Source organism: Vibrio sp. OPT41 (assembly GCF_015163595.1).
Taxonomy (GTDB): Bacteria; Pseudomonadota; Gammaproteobacteria; order Enterobacterales; family Vibrionaceae; genus Vibrio; species Vibrio alginolyticus.
On sequence record NZ_JADDYH010000028.1, the window covers coordinates 32,212 to 49,631 of the forward strand.

The following is a 17,420-nucleotide window of genomic DNA, read 5'->3' on the forward strand; positions in this document are numbered from 1 at the left end:
TAATATTCTTTCTTAATTTGCCTTTTCTCGTCACTGACCGTCATTTAAAATCCAAGAGGATTTTTTTAAGACTTTCATGGTATAGTAACGCCGTTTTGATCGCGTTATTACATTTAAAAAGTCATTTTAGTCGGTAGCATCACGTTTTGTTATTGACTAATAAATGCCTGAGTGTAGAGTTTGCGGTCGAAAGTGAGCGGTGCTTGAGTTCAGGGGAAGTAACTTGGCAAGACTACAATAAACAAAGGATTGTTGTTTTACTAAGTTATTGTTTTTAAAGACTAGTTAATAAGTCTAACAAACAGATACTTAAGCACTATTGTAGTGTCTATTCATAATTTTGTTATAAAGAGAATTATCATGCCGATATCGCTCGGAAACGCTTTTATCAAGAACTTCCTTGGTAAAGCGCCTGATTGGTACAAAGTTGCCATTATAGCCTTCTTAATAATTAACCCGATTGTATTCTTCCTAATAAACCCATTTGTAGCTGGATGGTTGTTGGTCGCTGAATTTATTTTCACGCTAGCAATGGCATTAAAATGCTACCCATTACAACCTGGCGGTTTACTTGCTATTGAAGCCATTGCTATCGGCATGACTAGCCCTGCGCAAGTTAAGCACGAATTAGTAGCAAATATCGAAGTACTGCTACTTCTGGTATTTATGGTTGCGGGCATCTACTTCATGAAGCAGCTATTGCTGTTCATTTTTACCAAAATTTTACTTGGCATTCGCTCTAAAACCCTACTATCACTCGCGTTCTGCTTTGCTGCTGCATTTTTGTCTGCATTTTTGGATGCCTTGACGGTTATCGCCGTTGTTATCAGCGTGGCGATCGGCTTTTATTCTATCTATCACAAAGTGGCGTCTGGTAACCCTATAGGTGACCATGACCATACACAAGATGACACGATCACTGAACTAACGCGTGATGACTTAGAAAACTATCGTGCGTTTTTGCGCTCTTTGTTGATGCATGCTGGTGTAGGTACTGCCCTAGGTGGTGTAACCACGATGGTTGGTGAACCTCAAAACTTAATTATTGCAGACCAAGCGGGTTGGTTATTTGGTGAATTCCTAATCCGTATGTCTCCAGTGACACTACCTGTATTTTTCTGTGGTCTCATCACTTGTGCTTTAGTTGAAAAGCTTAAAGTGTTTGGCTATGGCGCGAAGCTTCCTAATAACGTTCGTCAGATCCTCGTCGATTTTGACCGTGAAGAGCGTAAAACGCGAACAAATCAAGATGTCGCAAAACTCTGGGTTCAAGGTCTTATTGCGGTTTGGTTGATCGTTGCACTCGCTTTGCACTTAGCGGCTGTCGGCTTAATTGGCCTTTCTGTGATCATTTTAGCGACCGCATTTACTGGTGTCATTGAAGAGCACTCCATGGGGAAAGCGTTTGAAGAGGCCCTGCCCTTCACTGCACTGCTTGCTGTATTTTTCTCGATCGTTGCTGTAATCATTGATCAAGAGCTGTTTAAACCAGTCATCGATGCGGTGCTTGCCGTTGAAGATAAAGGTACTCAGCTAGCTCTGTTCTATGTGGCGAATGGCTTGTTATCTATGGTGTCGGATAACGTGTTCGTTGGTACGGTTTACATCAATGAAGTAAAAACTGCACTCATTGAGGGCCTCATTACTCGTGATCAGTTCGACTTACTGGCGGTGGCAATCAATACTGGTACTAACCTGCCTTCTGTTGCAACGCCAAACGGTCAAGCGGCATTCCTATTCTTACTCACATCGGCTCTCGCTCCATTAATTCGTCTGTCTTACGGTCGAATGGTTATCATGGCGCTGCCTTACACCGTCGTTCTTGCGATTGTCGGTCTAATGGGAATCATGTTCTTCCTAGAGCCTGCAACAGCTTCTTTCTACGAAGCTGGTTGGATTTTACCTCATAGTGGTGATCTGACTCCCGTAGTATCCGGTGGTCACTAAAATTTGAGTTGATTAGGAAACTTATCCACGATAAAAAGCTCTGAGTATTCAGAGCTTTTTCTATTTCAGACAGGAACAAAAACGTGACTATTTTAAATTCACTTAACCAGTTTTCAAAGGGACGTTTATCGTGGCTACTGCTTCTGCTATTCGTCGTTTTCTTTGAAGCATGTGCCCTCTATTTTCAGCACGTCATGATGCTTGCACCATGTGTCATGTGTATTTATGAAAGAGTCGCGATGATGGGAGTGGGCGTCGCTGCAATGGTTGGTATATTGGCACCCAAGAACCCAATTTTCCGCTGGCTAGGTTTGATAGGCTGGGGATTAAGTGCTTACAAGGGTTTGTTACTTGCGATGCAGCACGTTGACTACCAGTTTAATCCATCACCATTCGCGACTTGCGATTTATTCGTCACATTCCCTAGCTGGGCTCCGCTCAATCAGTGGGTTCCTTGGATGTTTGAAGCATATGGTGATTGCTCTAAGGTTGTATGGCAGTTCCTTGATTTATCAATGCCACAATGGTTAGTCGTAATTTTTGCAGGCAATTTAATCGCTTTGGCATTAATTGTAATTGCACAATTCTTCCCTGCAAAACGCGTTAATCCAATTCGTTAATCCTACTGACGCGTAAAAATTAACAAAAAGCCGACCATCTGGTCGGCTTTTTGTTAAGTGGATAGCGCGGCGATTCGATTTAGCCGCGTGATTGACCACAGCACTGCTTGAATTTTTTTCCGCTCTCACAAGGACAGGGATCATTGCGCCCGATACCTTTGAATGGGTTTAGGCTTTGAGCTTTATTGCCTACCATCAACTCATCCGCGCCCAGCGCGACTTCACCGACCATTAAATCAAGCTGATCGACTAAATCTGTCAGGGCCGGTGGCGTTTCAATACCTGCGTCGCGCATCTGTTGCTGCGTTGCTGGCTCATCGATAGCCAGCATCAAAGTGGTCAGTAATGCTTGCAGCATACGCTGTAACCCATCATTGAGCTCAACGTCTTGCCATTGTTCTTCAATCATTGGCCAAACAGACATAAAGCCTTCGGCAAAATCAGCAAGTTGTTCAGGTTCTTTGCCTGTTAGCTCTAGCACGGAATATTCGTTTCGTTGAATTCGGTTATGCTGCTTGTGAATTTGCTCTTCCACAGCTGGTTGAATCGCTTTGAATCCCTCACCTAATAGCGGCTCTAACCACTTTTCAGGAGCGAGTGGTTTTGTCGTCAGATTCGCAGCTAACACTGCGCCTTCGATAAATAGGCAAGATTCATCGACGTGAACTTCACCTTTTTCAATCAATGTGTATTGCATGACATCTGATTTCCCATAAATTTGGCGGCATTATACCTCAGAGCTCAAAAGCACGTAACCTAACGTTGTGTGTTTGACTGCATTGGGCGCTTCGACTCTTTTAATGACAAACTTAACTTACATCGCTACAATCGCCCTCCTTTTTACCACCAAACTGTATTAGGCAAGCTATGCGAGTTGTACTAGGCCCAATGGAAGGCGTTTTAGATCATTTGATGCGCCAAATCCTGACCGAGATAAACGACTATGACCTGTGTGTTACGGAGTTTGTTCGCGTAATCGACCAGCTATTACCCGATCATGTATTTCACCGTTTATGCCCGGAGCTGTTGCAAGGTTCTCAGACTGCATCTGGTGTGCCAGTACATGTGCAATTGTTGGGACAAGAACCAAACTGGATGGCTGAGAACGCAATTAAAGCGGCAAATCTTGGCGCCAGAGGTATTGATATAAACTTTGGTTGCCCAGCCAAAATGGTCAACAAAAGTAAAGGTGGAGCAGCGCTACTCCAACATCCAGAGCTCATTCACCGTGTTGTTAAAGCTTGTCGAGAAGCCGTTCCAGAAGCCATTCCCGTAACTGCAAAAATTCGTCTTGGCTGGGAGAACCCTGAAGATTGCTTTGAAATTGTCGATGCCATTCAGTCTGCTGGCGCAAATGAATTGACCGTACACGCACGTACTAAACAAGGTGGTTATAAAGCTTCTGAGATAAAATGGGATTACATCAACCAAATTCGCGAACGTTTCGATATCCCACTGATAGCGAATGGTGAAATTTGGAATTATGAAGACGGTCAACGTTGCATTGAAACGACTGGCGTTAACTCTTTGATGGTGTGCCGAGGCGCTTTCAATATCCCTAACTTAGGCAATATGGTAAAACATAACCACCAGCCAATGTCATGGCCCGAGGTGGTTGAGTTGCTCATCTATTATTCCAAGTTTGAGATGAAAGGCGATAAAGGCTTGTATTACCCAAACCGCGTAAAACAATGGTTCTCTTACTTACGTCAGGCTTATCCTGAAGCAAAAGACCTATTTAGAGAAATCAGAACGTTCAACAAAGCCGCACCAATTGTTGAGCATATTCAACGCTACCGCGATGACTTAAACTCTCAGGTTGCATAACTCCCGAACACAAAAAAGGACGAATATCTCGTCCTTTTTTGTATCTAAATCCTAGTAACAGATCTTATTTTTGCCGGTACTTTTGGCTTGATATAACTTTTCATCCGCCGCTTTAAACAATTCATCAAAGTTTTCTACTCGGCTCTCTTTACTAAACACCACACCGCCAGAGATCGTAAAGCCTTCTTTCGTTACGCGTATCGAGCGCTCATCTATGGCTTTTTTTACTCTGTCTAAAATGAGTTTAATGCCTTCTGAATCTTCGTCATAAATCGCTAAAACGAATTCTTCGCCACCAAACCTTGAGGCAACATCGGTATGGCGAATATTTTCACGTATACATTTTGCAACAAGCTGAATTGCAGAATCACCGACATCATGACCATAGGTGTCGTTGATCTTCTTGAAGTTATCAATATCGAACACTGCCAAAGCAACCTGTTTTTTTGTCATCTTATTACGCCACACGGTTTGCATACCTCGACGATTCAATAAGCTGGTCATTGGGTCTCTTGCTGCCAGTTCTTTAAAGTAACGTCGCTCGCTATGCATATTCACATAGAACAAGACGACGGTACTCAGCACGTAAATAAATAGTGCGACAATAAGGCTGTATTTTTCAAAAACCGCTAGGTTCTTAGCTTCATCCCAAAGGTTGTACTCGTAGTACATGCTGTGATTCGCACTCAATCGCTCTAATTCGACTGGTTTGATTCGTGTACTGTTTGAAGGAATGGATTGTAAATTGGAAACCAAATGAAACTGACCAACAAGACCTAGCGACGAAGCCATGAGCGTATTGATGTCAAAATCAATAGACAAAACACCTTGATGTTCTCCTTTCTCATAGACGGGTACCGTCATACTAATGACTTGACCTTCCATCGAGTCCAACACAGGCCCTGGTCCAGCCAAGGTAATGTTCACTTTATCTTGCGCGGTTTTTTGCCAAAAAGGTCGGGCTTTTAGCGTTGACAAAAGCTCTCTTGTGAAATTTTTTGCGTAGGTATCGGGTGAGGAGATAACGTAACCGCGCTTGTCAATGTAATGGATTCCAACAATGTGCGATTCAATATCGTGCAGAAATGACAATGACGGCGCAAAACCCGCCTTTTGTTCAGCTAACTGGTTAATCGTTGAACCTTGCTGACATAAGCTTTCGTCCCCTACGATCATATAATCAAGGTCAACCGCAGGTAACCCTTCACTATAAACACTTTCGAGTAATAACACATCTATAGGCCAAAGATAACAAAGCCCTTCTTTGACTAAAGAATTATGTTCTTCAAACAGTGGGTTAGCGTAATTGGTATAGTTGGTGAAGCTGTAATCTAAAGCCGTGAGTACTTTAATACCGCGAGACATTGCACGCTCGATACGCGAATACTCAGAATCGATATAGCGGTTAACCGCATCATAGTAATTTTTCGTTGTCACGAGTAAAACCACTACAAATAACGCCAGAGGAAAAAAGATGACAAATGAGAGGCTAAATCGCCTTTGGTTTACCATTGAGTACCATGCATATGAAAGGTCAATAGTCTCTTATGACTGCTATTAAATTGATACTCGTTATCTGGTGACGCATGCAATGCAGCACCAGATAACAAGAGACCAAACAAATGTGTGCGCGCTGTTTGAGACCGTTTATATATTAAAGGAGTTTAATCAATATAGAGTGTGGTGTCACTTTAGTCGCCATAATTTGCAGCTCTGTGCCGACATATTGACAGAGATATGACCTTTATAATCAACCTGTTCTGTGTCATCTAACAACGATATAACTTGGCTAACCTCCAAGCCCAGTTGCCACATAGGTAAATCGATTGAACATTCATTACCACTGAGATTAATCATAACAACGACTGCTTCGCGACCCAGTACACGTGCGTACGCCAACTGGTTGTTAGTGCAATGAAGCCATTGAATACAGCCCGACTGTAAAGGCTTACATTGTTTACGTATCTTGATCCATTGTTGGTAAAGCGATAGCCATTGTGAACTTTCAATTTCATTCCAAGGAAAACAACGACGATTATCCGGGTCTAGCCCTCCTTCTAGACCGACTTCACTCCCGTAGTAAATACAAGGCGTGCCAACGTAAGTCATAAGCATTGCTAGCGCGATGTTCATTTTACGCTTATCACCATCAACCAATGTGATAAACCGAGCAGTATCGTGACTATCGAGTTGATTTAGCTGCGATAGCTGATTAGAAAATGGGATTTTTGCTCTGGCTTCGTCCAACCATGCTTTAAACTCCAAACCATCAATGTTGATTGGATCGTACATAATATCTTGTCGTGCGATAAAAGCTCGGACTGGATGAGCAAAACCGTAGTAGTTCATCGCCCCATCCTCTTGATCACCTTGCAACCACTGCGTTGCTTCAAAAAAGTGCTCACCTAACACATAAGCATTCGGGTTTACTGACTTAGTCGCATTACGAAACGCTGCCACATAATGAGCATTGTTTTTCGCGCCGTCCCCTTCGCCAAGCATATGGATTACATCAAACCGCCAGCCATCAACCAAGTACGGTGGCTTCAGCCAATACTTGATGACAGAATCTTCACTTTGGTAGATGTAGTCGCGCACCTGTTCATTTTCAAAGTTCAGAACCGGTAAGTTACCAATGCCTTTCCAACCAATGTAGTGATTGGTTTCACCTTCGAAAAAGTAGTAATCACGGAACTTTGACTGCGGATTGCCATACGCTCCTTCTCCTTTTTGTTGGATATCAAACCAAGGATGATGCACTGACGTGTGGTTAAACACCGCGTCTAAGACAATCTTCATATTCTTACCACGGATTTTCTCACACAGTTCAGCAAACTGATCGTTGGTGCCGAGCATAGGGTCAACAGTGAAGTAATCGGTGGTGTCGTATTTATGATTACTTGGTGAAGAAAAGATCGGGTTGAAATAAAGCGCAGTAACGCCGAGCTGTTCAAGATAGTCCAACTTTTGTTCTACACCTTTGAGGTCGCCGCCAAAGAATTCACGTGCCCCGGTATTTTGGTGAGAGCCTACCGCGTCTCCCCACGCCTTGACGACCGATGCAGAATCATACTGAGCATAAGCGTGGCGAATATCAGACTCACTTTTACTAGCAGAAAAACGGTCAGGAAAGATTTGATAGAAAACTTGCTCTTGGACCCAGCTTGGTGGTTGATGCTCTACATTCAACTTAAAGTGGAACTCTTTGGGTGGAATACGCTTTTGTACGCCTCGTGCATCGAGCCAGTATTGCTGTCCGTCTTTGAGGAGCTTAAACACATAATGTGTGACATCTCGATCTTGATTTGGTCGAAACGATGCCTCCCATAGTAATAATTCACCAGCCGTTCCTACTTGAGCCATGTCGACCAGATATTCTTCGTTGTCCGGCTCAATACGCACATAGACGGAATCAAAATCCAATGTCTCGGTTTTCAGTCTGACTGTAACTTGCTCGTCATTAAAAGCTAAACCATCAATAGTTTGACTATGAAAAATAAATGGCAGGTTCATTATGGGCACTCCTCGTCATCGGATATGCCACTATGTTATTGAAGAATTAGAGACAAGAAATCCTCCCTGCGAGTTGACATATCAGCCAATTTTCCCAAGGAGGATCACACTTAGTAGGCGTAGTGACTTGTCGGATACCGCTTAGTTCAACAAGAGACTGTCATCTGCAAGCTCTTCACCACGCACTTTAGAGAACATATCCAACAAGTCTGGTACTTGCATGTTAGCGCGCTGCTCTCCAGCCACATCAAGCACAATTTCACCTTGGTGAAGCATTACGGTCCTATCGCCACATGCTAATGCGTCTTTCATCGAATGCGTCACCATCATCACGGTTAAATCGAACTCATCGACAATACGTTTAGTTAAGTCGATAACAAACGCCGCCATACGAGGATCAAGCGCTGCCGTGTGTTCATCAAGCAATAACAGCTTACTCTCCGATAACGTCGCCATCACAAGGCTAACGGCTTGTCGTTGCCCACCAGACAGCAACCCAATGCTATCGCCCAAGCGGTCTTCTAAACCAAGACCGAGGATGCTAATTCGCTCTTGGAACAGCTTGCGACGTTTAGTAGAGAGCGCCAACCCCCAGCTGCGTTTTTTACCACGCATGTGCGCTAGAGCCATGTTCTCTTCTATCGTCAGTTCGCCACAAGTCCCGGCCAATGGATCTTGAAACACTCGGGCACATTGCGTCGCACGTTGGGCTACCGTCTGCTTGGTGACGTCTTTGCCGTCAATGATAACCTGACCACCTATCATCGGCGTCTCACCTGTCACCGCACCAAGCAACGTCGATTTTCCTGCGCCATTAGAACCAATCACGGTAAGAAATTGATGCTCTGGAACCTCTAAAGAGACGCCTTTCAATGCACGATTTTCCAAAATCGTCCCAGGGTTGAACGTGACCTGAATATTATTTAGTTCGATCATAATGCCTCCCCAGAACCATTTTTTGATGCCGCTTGTTTAGCATCAGTAACGCGTTGTTTCGCTCTTATGCTCTGTTTTAGCTTTGGAGCAATAAGCGCCACAGCCACCAATACTGCGGTAACCAGGTTGAGGTCTGAAGCTTGTAAACCAAACATGCCAGAGCTCAAAGCGAAAGCCACTGCAAGGCGATAAAGTACCGAACCGATGATGACCGCAAATACCGCAACCCAAATCTTGCGCCCGGGAATAAGGGTCTGCCCCAAAATCACAGCTGCCAAACCAACGACAATGGTGCCCACGCCAGAGGTCACATCCGCAAAGCTGTTCGTTTGTGCAAACAACGCGCCTGCGAATCCCACAAACCCGTTGGATAAAGCCAAGCCAAAGTAGGTATAAAAGCCAGTGCTCGCCCCTTGCGCAGAAACCATACGCGCATTCACACCCGTGGCTCGTAAACCAAGACCAAAGTCGCTGTTCAGCAGGCGAATGACAAAGAAAGCGGACAGAAGAACTAAGACCCCAACAACCAGAGGGCGAATAAACATCGCATCGCCCAATGCTTCAAACGGAGTGAGAATCGTATCCTCTCCAAGCAACGCCATATTAGGTTTGCCCATAATACGAATATTAATTGAAAATGCAGCGATCATGGTAAGAATGGAAGCTAACAGGTGTAAAATACCACACCGAACAGCCAGAAAAGCGGTTACCCACCCCGTCATACTACCAGCTATCATCGCCATTATTGTCGCAAGCCAAGGATTAATACCTGCGACAATCGCCGTTGCAGCCACCGCCGCTCCCATTGGAAAGCTACCATCCACACTCAAATCGGGGAAATCGAGAACACGGAACGTAAGATACACACCCAGAGCGACTAGGCCATAAATCAAGCCAATTTCGAGTGCACCAAAAAAAGCAAATGCAGACATAACTGCTCCTTTCTGCATGCTCAGGCTGGCTAATACCAACCTGAACTTAAGACTTCTAACGTATACTCCCCTTCTTCTCTAGCAGAATGCTCTACACGAGAAATCCGGCGAGTATCAATTTTGGGGCAAGCGTCTACCAACCAACGTGACAGGCTTAACCCCCAAAAAGCGTTACTTATTGCATGCTTGTCGCACGTTCAACCACAGAATTTGGCAGCTTGATACCGAGCTTAGATGCTGCGCTTTCATTAATTACAAGGTCAGAGCCCGTCGCGACTTTTACATCCAGCTTGCCTGGTTCTTGACCATCAAGAATCGCCGCCACGTAATCCGCGGTTTGTACACCAACCTGGTAGTAGTCAAAACCTAAGCCTGCAATTGCACCTTTTTCGACATACGACGTCGCGCCACCAAATACAGGTTTCTTCGCTTGATTCGCTGCCACAATCATTCCTTCAATCGCACTTGCAACTGTATTGTCTGTTGGGGCGTAAAGAATGTCTGATTTCGCTGCAATCGCTTGAGTCGCAGACTGAACATCAGCACTTTTTAGTGCGGTCGCTTCAACCACTTGTATGCCTTTTGCTTTTGCGCTTTCTTTTAGTAATTCAACTAAAGTCACGGCATTAGCTTCACCGGGATTAAATACAACCCCGATGCTTTTCACCTGAGGAAGAATTTCTTGGATGAGATCGACATGCTGAGCAACGGGTGAAAGATCAGACAGGCCAGTTACGTTTTTGCCTGGTTGTTCCATCGACTTAACCAATTTCGCACCAACCGGATCTGTTACCGCAGTAAAGACAACAGGAATAGAGCGAGTAGCCGACACCAAGGCTTGTGCCGAAGGTGTCGCGATGCCAACTAACACATCAGGATTTTCACCGACGTACTGACGGGCAATTTGCACCGCAATCGCTGGATTACCCTGTGCGGTCTTATAATCAAATTCTAGATTTTTGCCTTCTTCGTAGCCTTTCGCTTTCAAACCATCAAGTAACCCTTGGCGCGTCGCGTCTAACGCCGGGTGTTCGACAATCTGTGAAACTGCGACAGTTGCAGTGGCGGCCAGTACATTGGTAGAAGAGAAAATAGCAGTAGCTGATAGAACGGCAGTGGCTAGTAAACGTTTCGTTTTCATCATAACTCCTTGATGTGACTTCGTCCTTGTTTCACGAGCTTTCAATATGTGTATCGACTCGTGAATTCAAATGTTTGAAGGCGGTATTGTTGTGTTCATATAACTGTGCACTTCTTGCGCATCTTGTTTTTATTATTACTACTAAGTCTTAGTAAAGAAAAGAAAGATTTAACACTAAAGTAACATTTGTGATCGGGGGGACTTCTTCATCCGGAAAGAATCTTTGGTAAACAAAGCTTCGCTCGCTTCATCAACGACCGTCAAAGTAGGTAATAGAGGCAGGATCAAAAATGGAGCGGCCAGTGCACACTCCATTTCAAACAATTTAAATTAGAACCAACGCTCTAATGACGATTTATCGAGCTGGCGAAACGCTCGGTTCAGTATTATCGCAAGCTCTTTGTAACGAGGGCGAGCTTTGACAGGCTCTAATGCAAAACCTGTTTCCACAATTTTTTGATGCAACTCCCGATACCAAGAGGCCAAAGAAGGCGGCAATTTCGTGTTGGATCGAGCCCCAAGCCACCAAATGCCTTGAAGTGGCAAGCTAATCGCAAACAAGGCGACAACAATGGATTGAGGTAAAGCGTGGTAATTGTTGAATGCCATTTGAGTGAGTACGCTGATCGCAGCAACAGCTGGCATGACTTTAATGCCAAAGCGAGTCGCCTTAATGATACGCTGTTCCGGAAATATGGCGCTTAGCTCTTTACGAACCGGCCAGATCTCCATGTAATTCTGGCCATCTTTCAGGCTATGGATCAATCCGACTTTATTACTCATACCGTTCTCTCACTAAAAAATAGTTGAACATTTCAACTGAAGGTACAAAAAATTGATGAAAGTTAATATTCTTTCAAATTTTTTTTGTTATCATTGCTTATTATCGCTATCCTTTGCAGACCCTCAATCTCATTGTTGCTGTTATTTACAATTTAAGCAACTCCGAGATATCTATCTGCACGGATCGCATCATAGTGATGGAAGGGTTCATCACTATTTCTTTATATGGAATTAGAACAATTTTTGACCAGGATTAGTACGCAGCCTTCTGGGTATCGGCTATTCTTGTGATTAATTTTTCATTCTTTAACTGATTTTTTATCAGACGAATAACAGGTAGTCATACATGTCTAAGCTAGTTTTAGTTTTAAACTGCGGTAGTTCTTCTCTTAAATTTGCCGTTGTTGATGCCGAGAACGGCGACGAGCACTTGTCAGGTCTTGCTGAGTGTCTTCACCTTCCTGAAGCTCGCATCAAGTGGAAACTTGATGGAAAGCACGAAGCTCAACTAGGCAATGGTGCAGCTCACGAAGAAGCACTAGCGTTTATGGTAGAAACTATTCTTGCTTCTAAGCCAGAGCTTAAAGCTAACCTAGGCGCAATCGGTCACCGTATCGTTCACGGCGGCGAGCAGTTCACTCAATCTGCACTAATTACTGATGAAGTTCTAAAAGGTATTCAAGACGCTGCAACATTTGCACCTCTTCATAACCCTGCTCACATCATCGGTATCGAAGCGGCTAAGAAAAACTTCCCAGAGCTGAAAAACGTTGCTGTATTTGACACTGCGTTCCACCAAACTATGCCTGAAGAGTCTTACCTATACGCTCTTCCATACAACCTATACAAAGAACACGGTATCCGTCGTTACGGCATGCACGGTACTTCTCACTTGTTCATCACTCGTGAAGTTGCAGGCCTACTAAACAAACCAGTTGAAGAAGTAAACATCATCAACTGTCACCTAGGTAACGGCGCATCTGTATGTGCGATCAAGAACGGTCAATCTGTAGACACTTCTATGGGTCTTACTCCACTTGAAGGTCTGGTAATGGGTACTCGCTGTGGCGACATCGACCCTGCTATCGTCTTCCACCTACACGACGCTCTAGGTTACTCTGTTGATCAAATCAACACGATGCTAACTAAAGAGTCTGGTCTTCAAGGTCTAACTGAAGTGACTTCTGACTGTCGTTTCGTTGAAGACAACTACGGTCAAAAAGAAGAAGCAACACGCGCAATGGACGTGTTCTGCCACCGTCTAGCTAAATACGTTGCTGGCTACACTGCTTCAATGGAAGGCCGTCTAGACGCAATCACTTTCACTGGCGGTATCGGCGAGAACTCTGGCCCTATCCGTGAAATGGTTCTAAACCGTCTTGGCATCTTCGGTATCGAAGTAGATAGCGAAGCTAACCTTAAAGCTCGCTTCGGCGGCGAAGGCGTTATCACGACTGAAAACAGCCGTATCCCTGCAATGGTTATCTCTACTAACGAAGAGCTAGTCATCGCTGAAGACACTGCTCGCCTGACAGGTCTTTAATTGAATTCCTGGCTAGCCACTCGGCTAGCCAGATTTTCATTCAAACGAATTTCTTAGGGGCTCAACTCCTATTCTTCGAGCTTCATGGAATAAGAGTTGAGCTTTTATCCCCCAAATAGCTAAAGGTACTCTACGAATGTCTCGTACTATTATGCTTATCCCTACTAGCGCAGGCGTTGGCCTAACAAGCGTTAGCATGGGTGTTCTTCGCGCTATGGAGCGTAAAGGCGTTAAAGTTTCTTTCTACAAGCCAATCTGTCAGCCACGTTCAGGTGGTGATCAGCCAGATCTGACTTCAACTATCGTTGGTCGTAACAGCGATATGAAGATCGGTGAACCAATGGCGATGTCTGTTGCTGAAAGCCTAATCGGTAACGACAACATGGACGAGCTGCTAGAAACCGTTGTTGAACGTTACAACCAAATCAACAAAGACGCAGACGTTACGCTAATCGAAGGTCTTGTACCTACTCGTAAGCACCCATTTGCAAACCAAGTAAACGCGGAAATCGCGGCAACACTTGGTGCAGAAATCGTGCTAGTTGCGACTCCAGGTACTGATAACCCTGCGCAACTGAAAGAGCGTATCGAAGTAGCATGTTCTAACTTCGGCGGCACTAAAAACAAAAACATCTCTGGTGTTATCATCAACAAGCTAAACGCTCCTGTTGACGAAGCTGGCCGTACTCGCCCTGACCTATCTGAAATCTTTGACGATGCAGACAGCGCGAAACAAAACGAATTGAAAGTGATGGAAATTTTCAACACTTCTCCAATTCGTGTACTAGGTTGTGTGCCATGGAGCATTGATCTGATTGCGACTCGTGCAATCGACATGGCTAAACACCTGAAAGCAGATATCATCAACGAAGGTGACATCAACACTCGTCGCATCAAGAGCATCACTTTCTGTGCACGTTCTCTGCCAAACATGATTGAGCACTTCAAACCGGGTTCTCTACTTGTTACTTCTGCAGACCGTCCTGATGTTATCGTTGCTGCTTCTCTTGCTGCAATGAACGGTGTGGATATTGGTGCAGTACTGCTAACTGGCGGTTACGATATCCCTAGCGAAATCGAAGGCCTATGTAAACCAGCATTCGACACTGGTCTACCTATCTTCAAAGCACAAGGTAACACTTGGCAAACGTCTCTAAACCTACAGAGCTTCAGCATCGAAGTACCTGCAGACGATAAAGAGCGTATCGAGTTCATCAACGAACACGTTGCTGGCCACATCGACGGTAACTGGATCGAGTCTATGACTGAAGGCACTCAGAAGTCTCGTCGTCTAAGCCCACCAGCGTTCCGTTACCAGCTAACTGAACTTGCTCGTAAAGCAGGTAAGCGTATCGTTCTTCCAGAAGGTGACGAACCACGCACAGTTAAAGCAGCGGCAATCTGTGCTGAACGCGGCATTGCAGACTGTGTACTTCTAGGTAACCCAGATGAAATCCGTCGCGTAGCGGCTCAACAAGGCGTTGAGCTAGGTACTGGTGTAACCATCATCGATGCAGATGCTGTTCGTGAAAACTACGTTGCTCGCCTAGTTGAGTTGCGCGGTGCGAAAGGCATGACTGAAGTTGTGGCTCGTGAGAAGCTACAAGATTCAGTATTCCTAGGCACAATGATGCTTGAGAACGACGAAGTTGACGGCCTAGTTTCTGGTGCTGTTCACACTACGGCGAACACTATCGTTCCTCCGTTCCAAATCATCAAGACGGCACCAAATGCGTCTATCGTATCTTCAGTATTCTTCATGCTTCTGCCTGATCAAGTACTGGTTTACGGTGACTGTGCAATCAACCCAGATCCAACTGCTGAACAGCTTGCTGAAATCGCTATCCAATCTGCCGACTCTGCAGCAGCATTCGGTATCGAACCACGCGTTGCAATGATCTCTTACTCTACTGGTGAATCTGGTAAGGGTGCAGACGTTGATAAAGTACGTGAAGCAACAAAACTGGCTCAAGAGAAACGTCCTGATCTTATCATTGACGGTCCTCTACAGTACGACGCTGCTATTATGGAAAACGTTGCTGCTTCTAAAGCACCAAACTCTCCAGTTGCAGGTAAAGCGACAGTATTTGTATTCCCAGACCTAAACACGGGTAACACAACTTACAAAGCGGTACAACGTTCAGCTGACCTAGTATCTATCGGTCCAATGCTGCAAGGTATGCGTAAGCCTGTAAACGACTTGTCTCGTGGCGCGCTAGTAGACGACATCGTGTACACCATCGCTCTAACAGCTATCCAAGCAGACCAAGAAGCTAAATAATAGCTTCTTACATCTAGTTGGATATAGATACAAAGCCCTCGATTCGTCGAGGGCTTTTTCTATTGCTGGCCAGAACACTTATTTATTTTTTATACCAATCACTGCACAACCTATAATTACTGGTGCACAAAGCTTTTCTCCCTATCGCCCCCCATACCTAATCGACATTGCTCGTGCTTGTTCTTACACCGATTGACCCACTCCCCAAAATGCATTGGCTCCAAAGCAGCACGGTCCCTGTTCAATTTATCGACATTATTTACGTTTTAGCTAAACTTTTTTGCTAGGAAATACGTAAAAGCTACTGCAATGCACAAACTCATTGACTGCTAAGGAATATATATGAAGGATTTCATCAATACATCACTGATAAAGTTTGGTTTAGCTGCGTTTCTGATTAGTTTTTCTTCATTCAGCTTTTCCGCCCCGAGTATTAAAGGCGTCGATCAAGATATGTCCGGAGGAACGGTGACCGCTGAAATGGCTCATGCTGATGACAATGGGTGGATGGTTGTCCACCGAACAGACGAATCAATGAAGCCTGGTCCTGTTATCGGCTACGCTCCGTTAAAAATGGGAAAGAATGAAAACGTAAATGCAATTTTGATGGAACCAGTAGAATCAGGCGATATGCTGATGTTAATGGTCCACGGAGAGAAAGGTGGCATGAAGACTGGTGTGTTTGAGTATACGCTCGGCGCTAAAGAGGACGGTCCTGTAAAAGTGGACGGAAAGCTAGTGATGGACATCGTACGCGCTAAGTAGGGTGGCGATGAATGAAAAAGTAAACTTCCTACTCCCGGTATTTAGATGACACAAAAGTACTCAACGGCATTGCTAACCGTTAAGTACTTTTTCATTTGCGATGGAAGCAGCAAACTAGCCAATCCTTTCTCTTCCATGAGGAGTATTTAGGTCTAAATCAGGCCCTTTTGGTACAACTTGCGTCGGATTAATCCCAGTGTGGCTGAAGTAGTAGTGGCGTTTAATGTGATAGAAATCCGTCGTGTCTTCAACGCCTTCAACTTGATACAACTCTTTTAAGTAGCCTTGTATATTTTCGTAGTCTGCGATGCGCTGCTTGTTACACTTGAAATGCCCCACATACACCGCATCAAAACGAATAAGAGTCGTAAACAAACGCCAATCAGCCTCAGTAATTGTGTTCCCTGCTAAGTAACGATGCGTCGCTAAGTGAGCATCGATTTTATCTAACGCATTAAACAAAGAATCAAACGCTTCTTCATACGCCTCTTGTGTAGTCGCGAAGCCACAACGATACACTCCGTTGTTGACATTCGGATAAACAAAATCGTTCCACTCATCAATAACGTGTTTTAGATGATCTGGATAGTAGTCGTCGTGATTCCCTGTTAACGCATTGAATTCCGAATTGAACATGCGAATGATCTCTGACGACTCGTTTGACACAATAGTATTGGTCTTTTTATCCCAAAGTACAGGCACGGTTACGCGGCCCGTGTAATCGGGTTTGGCCTGCGTGTAAATTTGATACATGCGCGTGTGACCAAACAATGGCTCAGGAAGCCCCATTTGCCAACCTTGGCTGAGCATATCAGGGCAAACGACCGTGACATCAATATGTGGTTCTAAACCTTTCAGCTTGCGGAAAATGAGGGTTCGATGTGCCCACGGACAAGCAAGAGAGACATACAAATGGTATCGACCGGACTCTGGTGTAAACTCCGCATCAGGGTCGTTTTTAACCCAGTTACGGAATCCGGCATCTTCGCGCACAAATTTGCCACCATTTGATTTTGTGTCATACCAGACATCTTGCCAAACACCTTCAACCAACTTACCCATGATTGCTCTCCTCTCGTTCTGTTTGTGTCTATATTAGCGTTTCCTATCAAACAGAGAATCATCGAACTTA

At 44.6% G+C, this 17,420-nt stretch carries 14 protein-coding genes; 6 read left to right on the forward strand and 8 right to left on the reverse strand.

All coding sequences use genetic code 11. From position 1 onward, the window contains the following. Nucleotides 1–360 precede the first annotated feature (360 nt). Both nhaB and dsbB read left to right on the forward strand, forming a co-directional pair. The gene (gene nhaB, locus IQP38_RS11985) at nucleotides 361–1,947 is read left to right on the forward strand and encodes a Na(+)/H(+) antiporter NhaB (RefSeq protein ID WP_005380822.1); all 1,587 of its coding nucleotides are present in this window, start codon (nucleotides 361–363) and stop codon (nucleotides 1,945–1,947) included. An 83-nt stretch (nucleotides 1,948–2,030) separates the two neighbouring features. Next, nucleotides 2,031–2,567 carry a disulfide bond formation protein DsbB gene (gene dsbB / locus IQP38_RS11990; RefSeq protein WP_017821379.1) on the forward strand — a complete coding sequence of 179 codons (537 nt, stop codon included), beginning with the start codon at nucleotides 2,031–2,033 and terminating at the stop codon, nucleotides 2,565–2,567. Between the two features lie 79 nt (nucleotides 2,568–2,646). Here the strand turns inward: dsbB and IQP38_RS11995 are convergent, their stop codons facing one another. Next, nucleotides 2,647–3,264: a YecA family protein gene (locus tag IQP38_RS11995; protein ID WP_005380818.1), complete on the reverse strand. Its 618-nt coding sequence runs from the start codon at nucleotides 3,262–3,264 to the stop codon at nucleotides 2,647–2,649. Nucleotides 3,265–3,434: 170 nt separating this feature from the next. On the opposite strand from IQP38_RS11995, the gene dusC reads away from it, so the two are divergent. After that, entirely contained in the window at nucleotides 3,435–4,394 is a 960-nt protein-coding gene (dusC, locus tag IQP38_RS12000; RefSeq protein ID WP_017633856.1) for a tRNA dihydrouridine(16) synthase DusC, read from the forward strand. Between the two features lie 51 nt (nucleotides 4,395–4,445). On the opposite strand, the gene IQP38_RS12005 is transcribed toward dusC, so the two are convergent. From IQP38_RS12005 to yfbV, 6 genes are all read right to left on the reverse strand, one after another. Then, a complete protein-coding gene (locus IQP38_RS12005; protein ID WP_005387278.1) occupies nucleotides 4,446–5,906 on the reverse strand; it encodes a sensor domain-containing diguanylate cyclase in 1,461 nt (486 codons plus the stop codon). Between the two features lie 174 nt (nucleotides 5,907–6,080). After that, nucleotides 6,081–7,907: a maltodextrin glucosidase gene (gene malZ / locus IQP38_RS12010; RefSeq protein ID WP_064354186.1), complete on the reverse strand. Its 1,827-nt coding sequence runs from the start codon at nucleotides 7,905–7,907 to the stop codon at nucleotides 6,081–6,083. Nucleotides 7,908–8,048: 141 nt separating this feature from the next. Next, entirely contained in the window at nucleotides 8,049–8,843 is a 795-nt protein-coding gene (locus IQP38_RS12015) for an ABC transporter ATP-binding protein (protein WP_005387275.1), read from the reverse strand. Continuing rightward, the gene (locus IQP38_RS12020) at nucleotides 8,840–9,775 is read right to left on the reverse strand and encodes an ABC transporter permease (RefSeq protein WP_149192470.1); all 936 of its coding nucleotides are present in this window, start codon (nucleotides 9,773–9,775) and stop codon (nucleotides 8,840–8,842) included. The genes IQP38_RS12015 and IQP38_RS12020 overlap by 4 nt, the downstream gene beginning before the upstream one ends. 175 nt (nucleotides 9,776–9,950) lie before the next feature. Continuing rightward, nucleotides 9,951–10,916 carry an ABC transporter substrate-binding protein gene (locus IQP38_RS12025; protein WP_053349612.1) on the reverse strand — a complete coding sequence of 322 codons (966 nt, stop codon included), beginning with the start codon at nucleotides 10,914–10,916 and terminating at the stop codon, nucleotides 9,951–9,953. 330 nt (nucleotides 10,917–11,246) lie between these two features. Beyond that, nucleotides 11,247–11,699, reverse strand: coding sequence for a terminus macrodomain insulation protein YfbV (gene yfbV, locus IQP38_RS12030; protein ID WP_005380809.1), 453 nt, complete (start codon nucleotides 11,697–11,699; stop codon nucleotides 11,247–11,249). Nucleotides 11,700–12,045: 346 nt separating this feature from the next. On the opposite strand from yfbV, the gene IQP38_RS12035 reads away from it, so the two are divergent. The 3 genes from IQP38_RS12035 (at nucleotide 12,046) to IQP38_RS12045 (ending at nucleotide 16,288) form a co-directional block, all read left to right on the forward strand. Next, the gene (locus IQP38_RS12035; RefSeq protein ID WP_005380807.1) at nucleotides 12,046–13,242 is read left to right on the forward strand and encodes an acetate kinase; all 1,197 of its coding nucleotides are present in this window, start codon (nucleotides 12,046–12,048) and stop codon (nucleotides 13,240–13,242) included. Nucleotides 13,243–13,378: 136 nt separating this feature from the next. Then, nucleotides 13,379–15,523, forward strand: a complete 2,145-nt coding sequence (pta, locus tag IQP38_RS12040) for a phosphate acetyltransferase (RefSeq protein WP_005380805.1) — start codon at nucleotides 13,379–13,381, stop codon at nucleotides 15,521–15,523. Between the two features lie 342 nt (nucleotides 15,524–15,865). Continuing rightward, the gene (locus IQP38_RS12045; RefSeq protein ID WP_005380804.1) at nucleotides 15,866–16,288 is read left to right on the forward strand and encodes a hypothetical protein; all 423 of its coding nucleotides are present in this window, start codon (nucleotides 15,866–15,868) and stop codon (nucleotides 16,286–16,288) included. Between the two features lie 114 nt (nucleotides 16,289–16,402). Here IQP38_RS12045 and IQP38_RS12050 read toward each other — a convergent pair whose 3' ends face one another. Beyond that, a complete protein-coding gene (locus tag IQP38_RS12050) occupies nucleotides 16,403–17,350 on the reverse strand; it encodes a glutathione S-transferase family protein (RefSeq protein WP_005380796.1) in 948 nt (315 codons plus the stop codon). Nucleotides 17,351–17,420: the final 70 nt, after the last annotated feature.

Excerpts from the sequence above, each read along its gene's own strand:
- nhaB (WP_005380822.1), top strand. The coding sequence starts at position 361 with ATGCCGATATCGCTCGGAAACGCTTTTATCAAGAACTTCCTTGGTAAA.
- IQP38_RS11995 (WP_005380818.1), bottom strand. The coding sequence starts at position 3,264 with ATGCAATACACATTGATTGAAAAAGGTGAAGTTCACGTCGATGAATCT.
- dusC (WP_017633856.1), top strand. The coding sequence starts at position 3,435 with ATGCGAGTTGTACTAGGCCCAATGGAAGGCGTTTTAGATCATTTGATG.
- IQP38_RS12005 (WP_005387278.1), bottom strand. The coding sequence starts at position 5,906 with ATGGTAAACCAAAGGCGATTTAGCCTCTCATTTGTCATCTTTTTTCCT.
- malZ (WP_064354186.1), bottom strand. The coding sequence starts at position 7,907 with ATGAACCTGCCATTTATTTTTCATAGTCAAACTATTGATGGTTTAGCT.
- IQP38_RS12015 (WP_005387275.1), bottom strand. The coding sequence starts at position 8,843 with ATGATCGAACTAAATAATATTCAGGTCACGTTCAACCCTGGGACGATT.
- IQP38_RS12020 (WP_149192470.1), bottom strand. The coding sequence starts at position 9,775 with ATGTCTGCATTTGCTTTTTTTGGTGCACTCGAAATTGGCTTGATTTAT.
- IQP38_RS12025 (WP_053349612.1), bottom strand. The coding sequence starts at position 10,916 with ATGAAAACGAAACGTTTACTAGCCACTGCCGTTCTATCAGCTACTGCT.
- yfbV (WP_005380809.1), bottom strand. The coding sequence starts at position 11,699 with ATGAGTAATAAAGTCGGATTGATCCATAGCCTGAAAGATGGCCAGAAT.
- IQP38_RS12035 (WP_005380807.1), top strand. The coding sequence starts at position 12,046 with ATGTCTAAGCTAGTTTTAGTTTTAAACTGCGGTAGTTCTTCTCTTAAA.
- pta (WP_005380805.1), top strand. The coding sequence starts at position 13,379 with ATGTCTCGTACTATTATGCTTATCCCTACTAGCGCAGGCGTTGGCCTA.
- IQP38_RS12045 (WP_005380804.1), top strand. The coding sequence starts at position 15,866 with ATGAAGGATTTCATCAATACATCACTGATAAAGTTTGGTTTAGCTGCG.
- IQP38_RS12050 (WP_005380796.1), bottom strand. The coding sequence starts at position 17,350 with ATGGGTAAGTTGGTTGAAGGTGTTTGGCAAGATGTCTGGTATGACACA.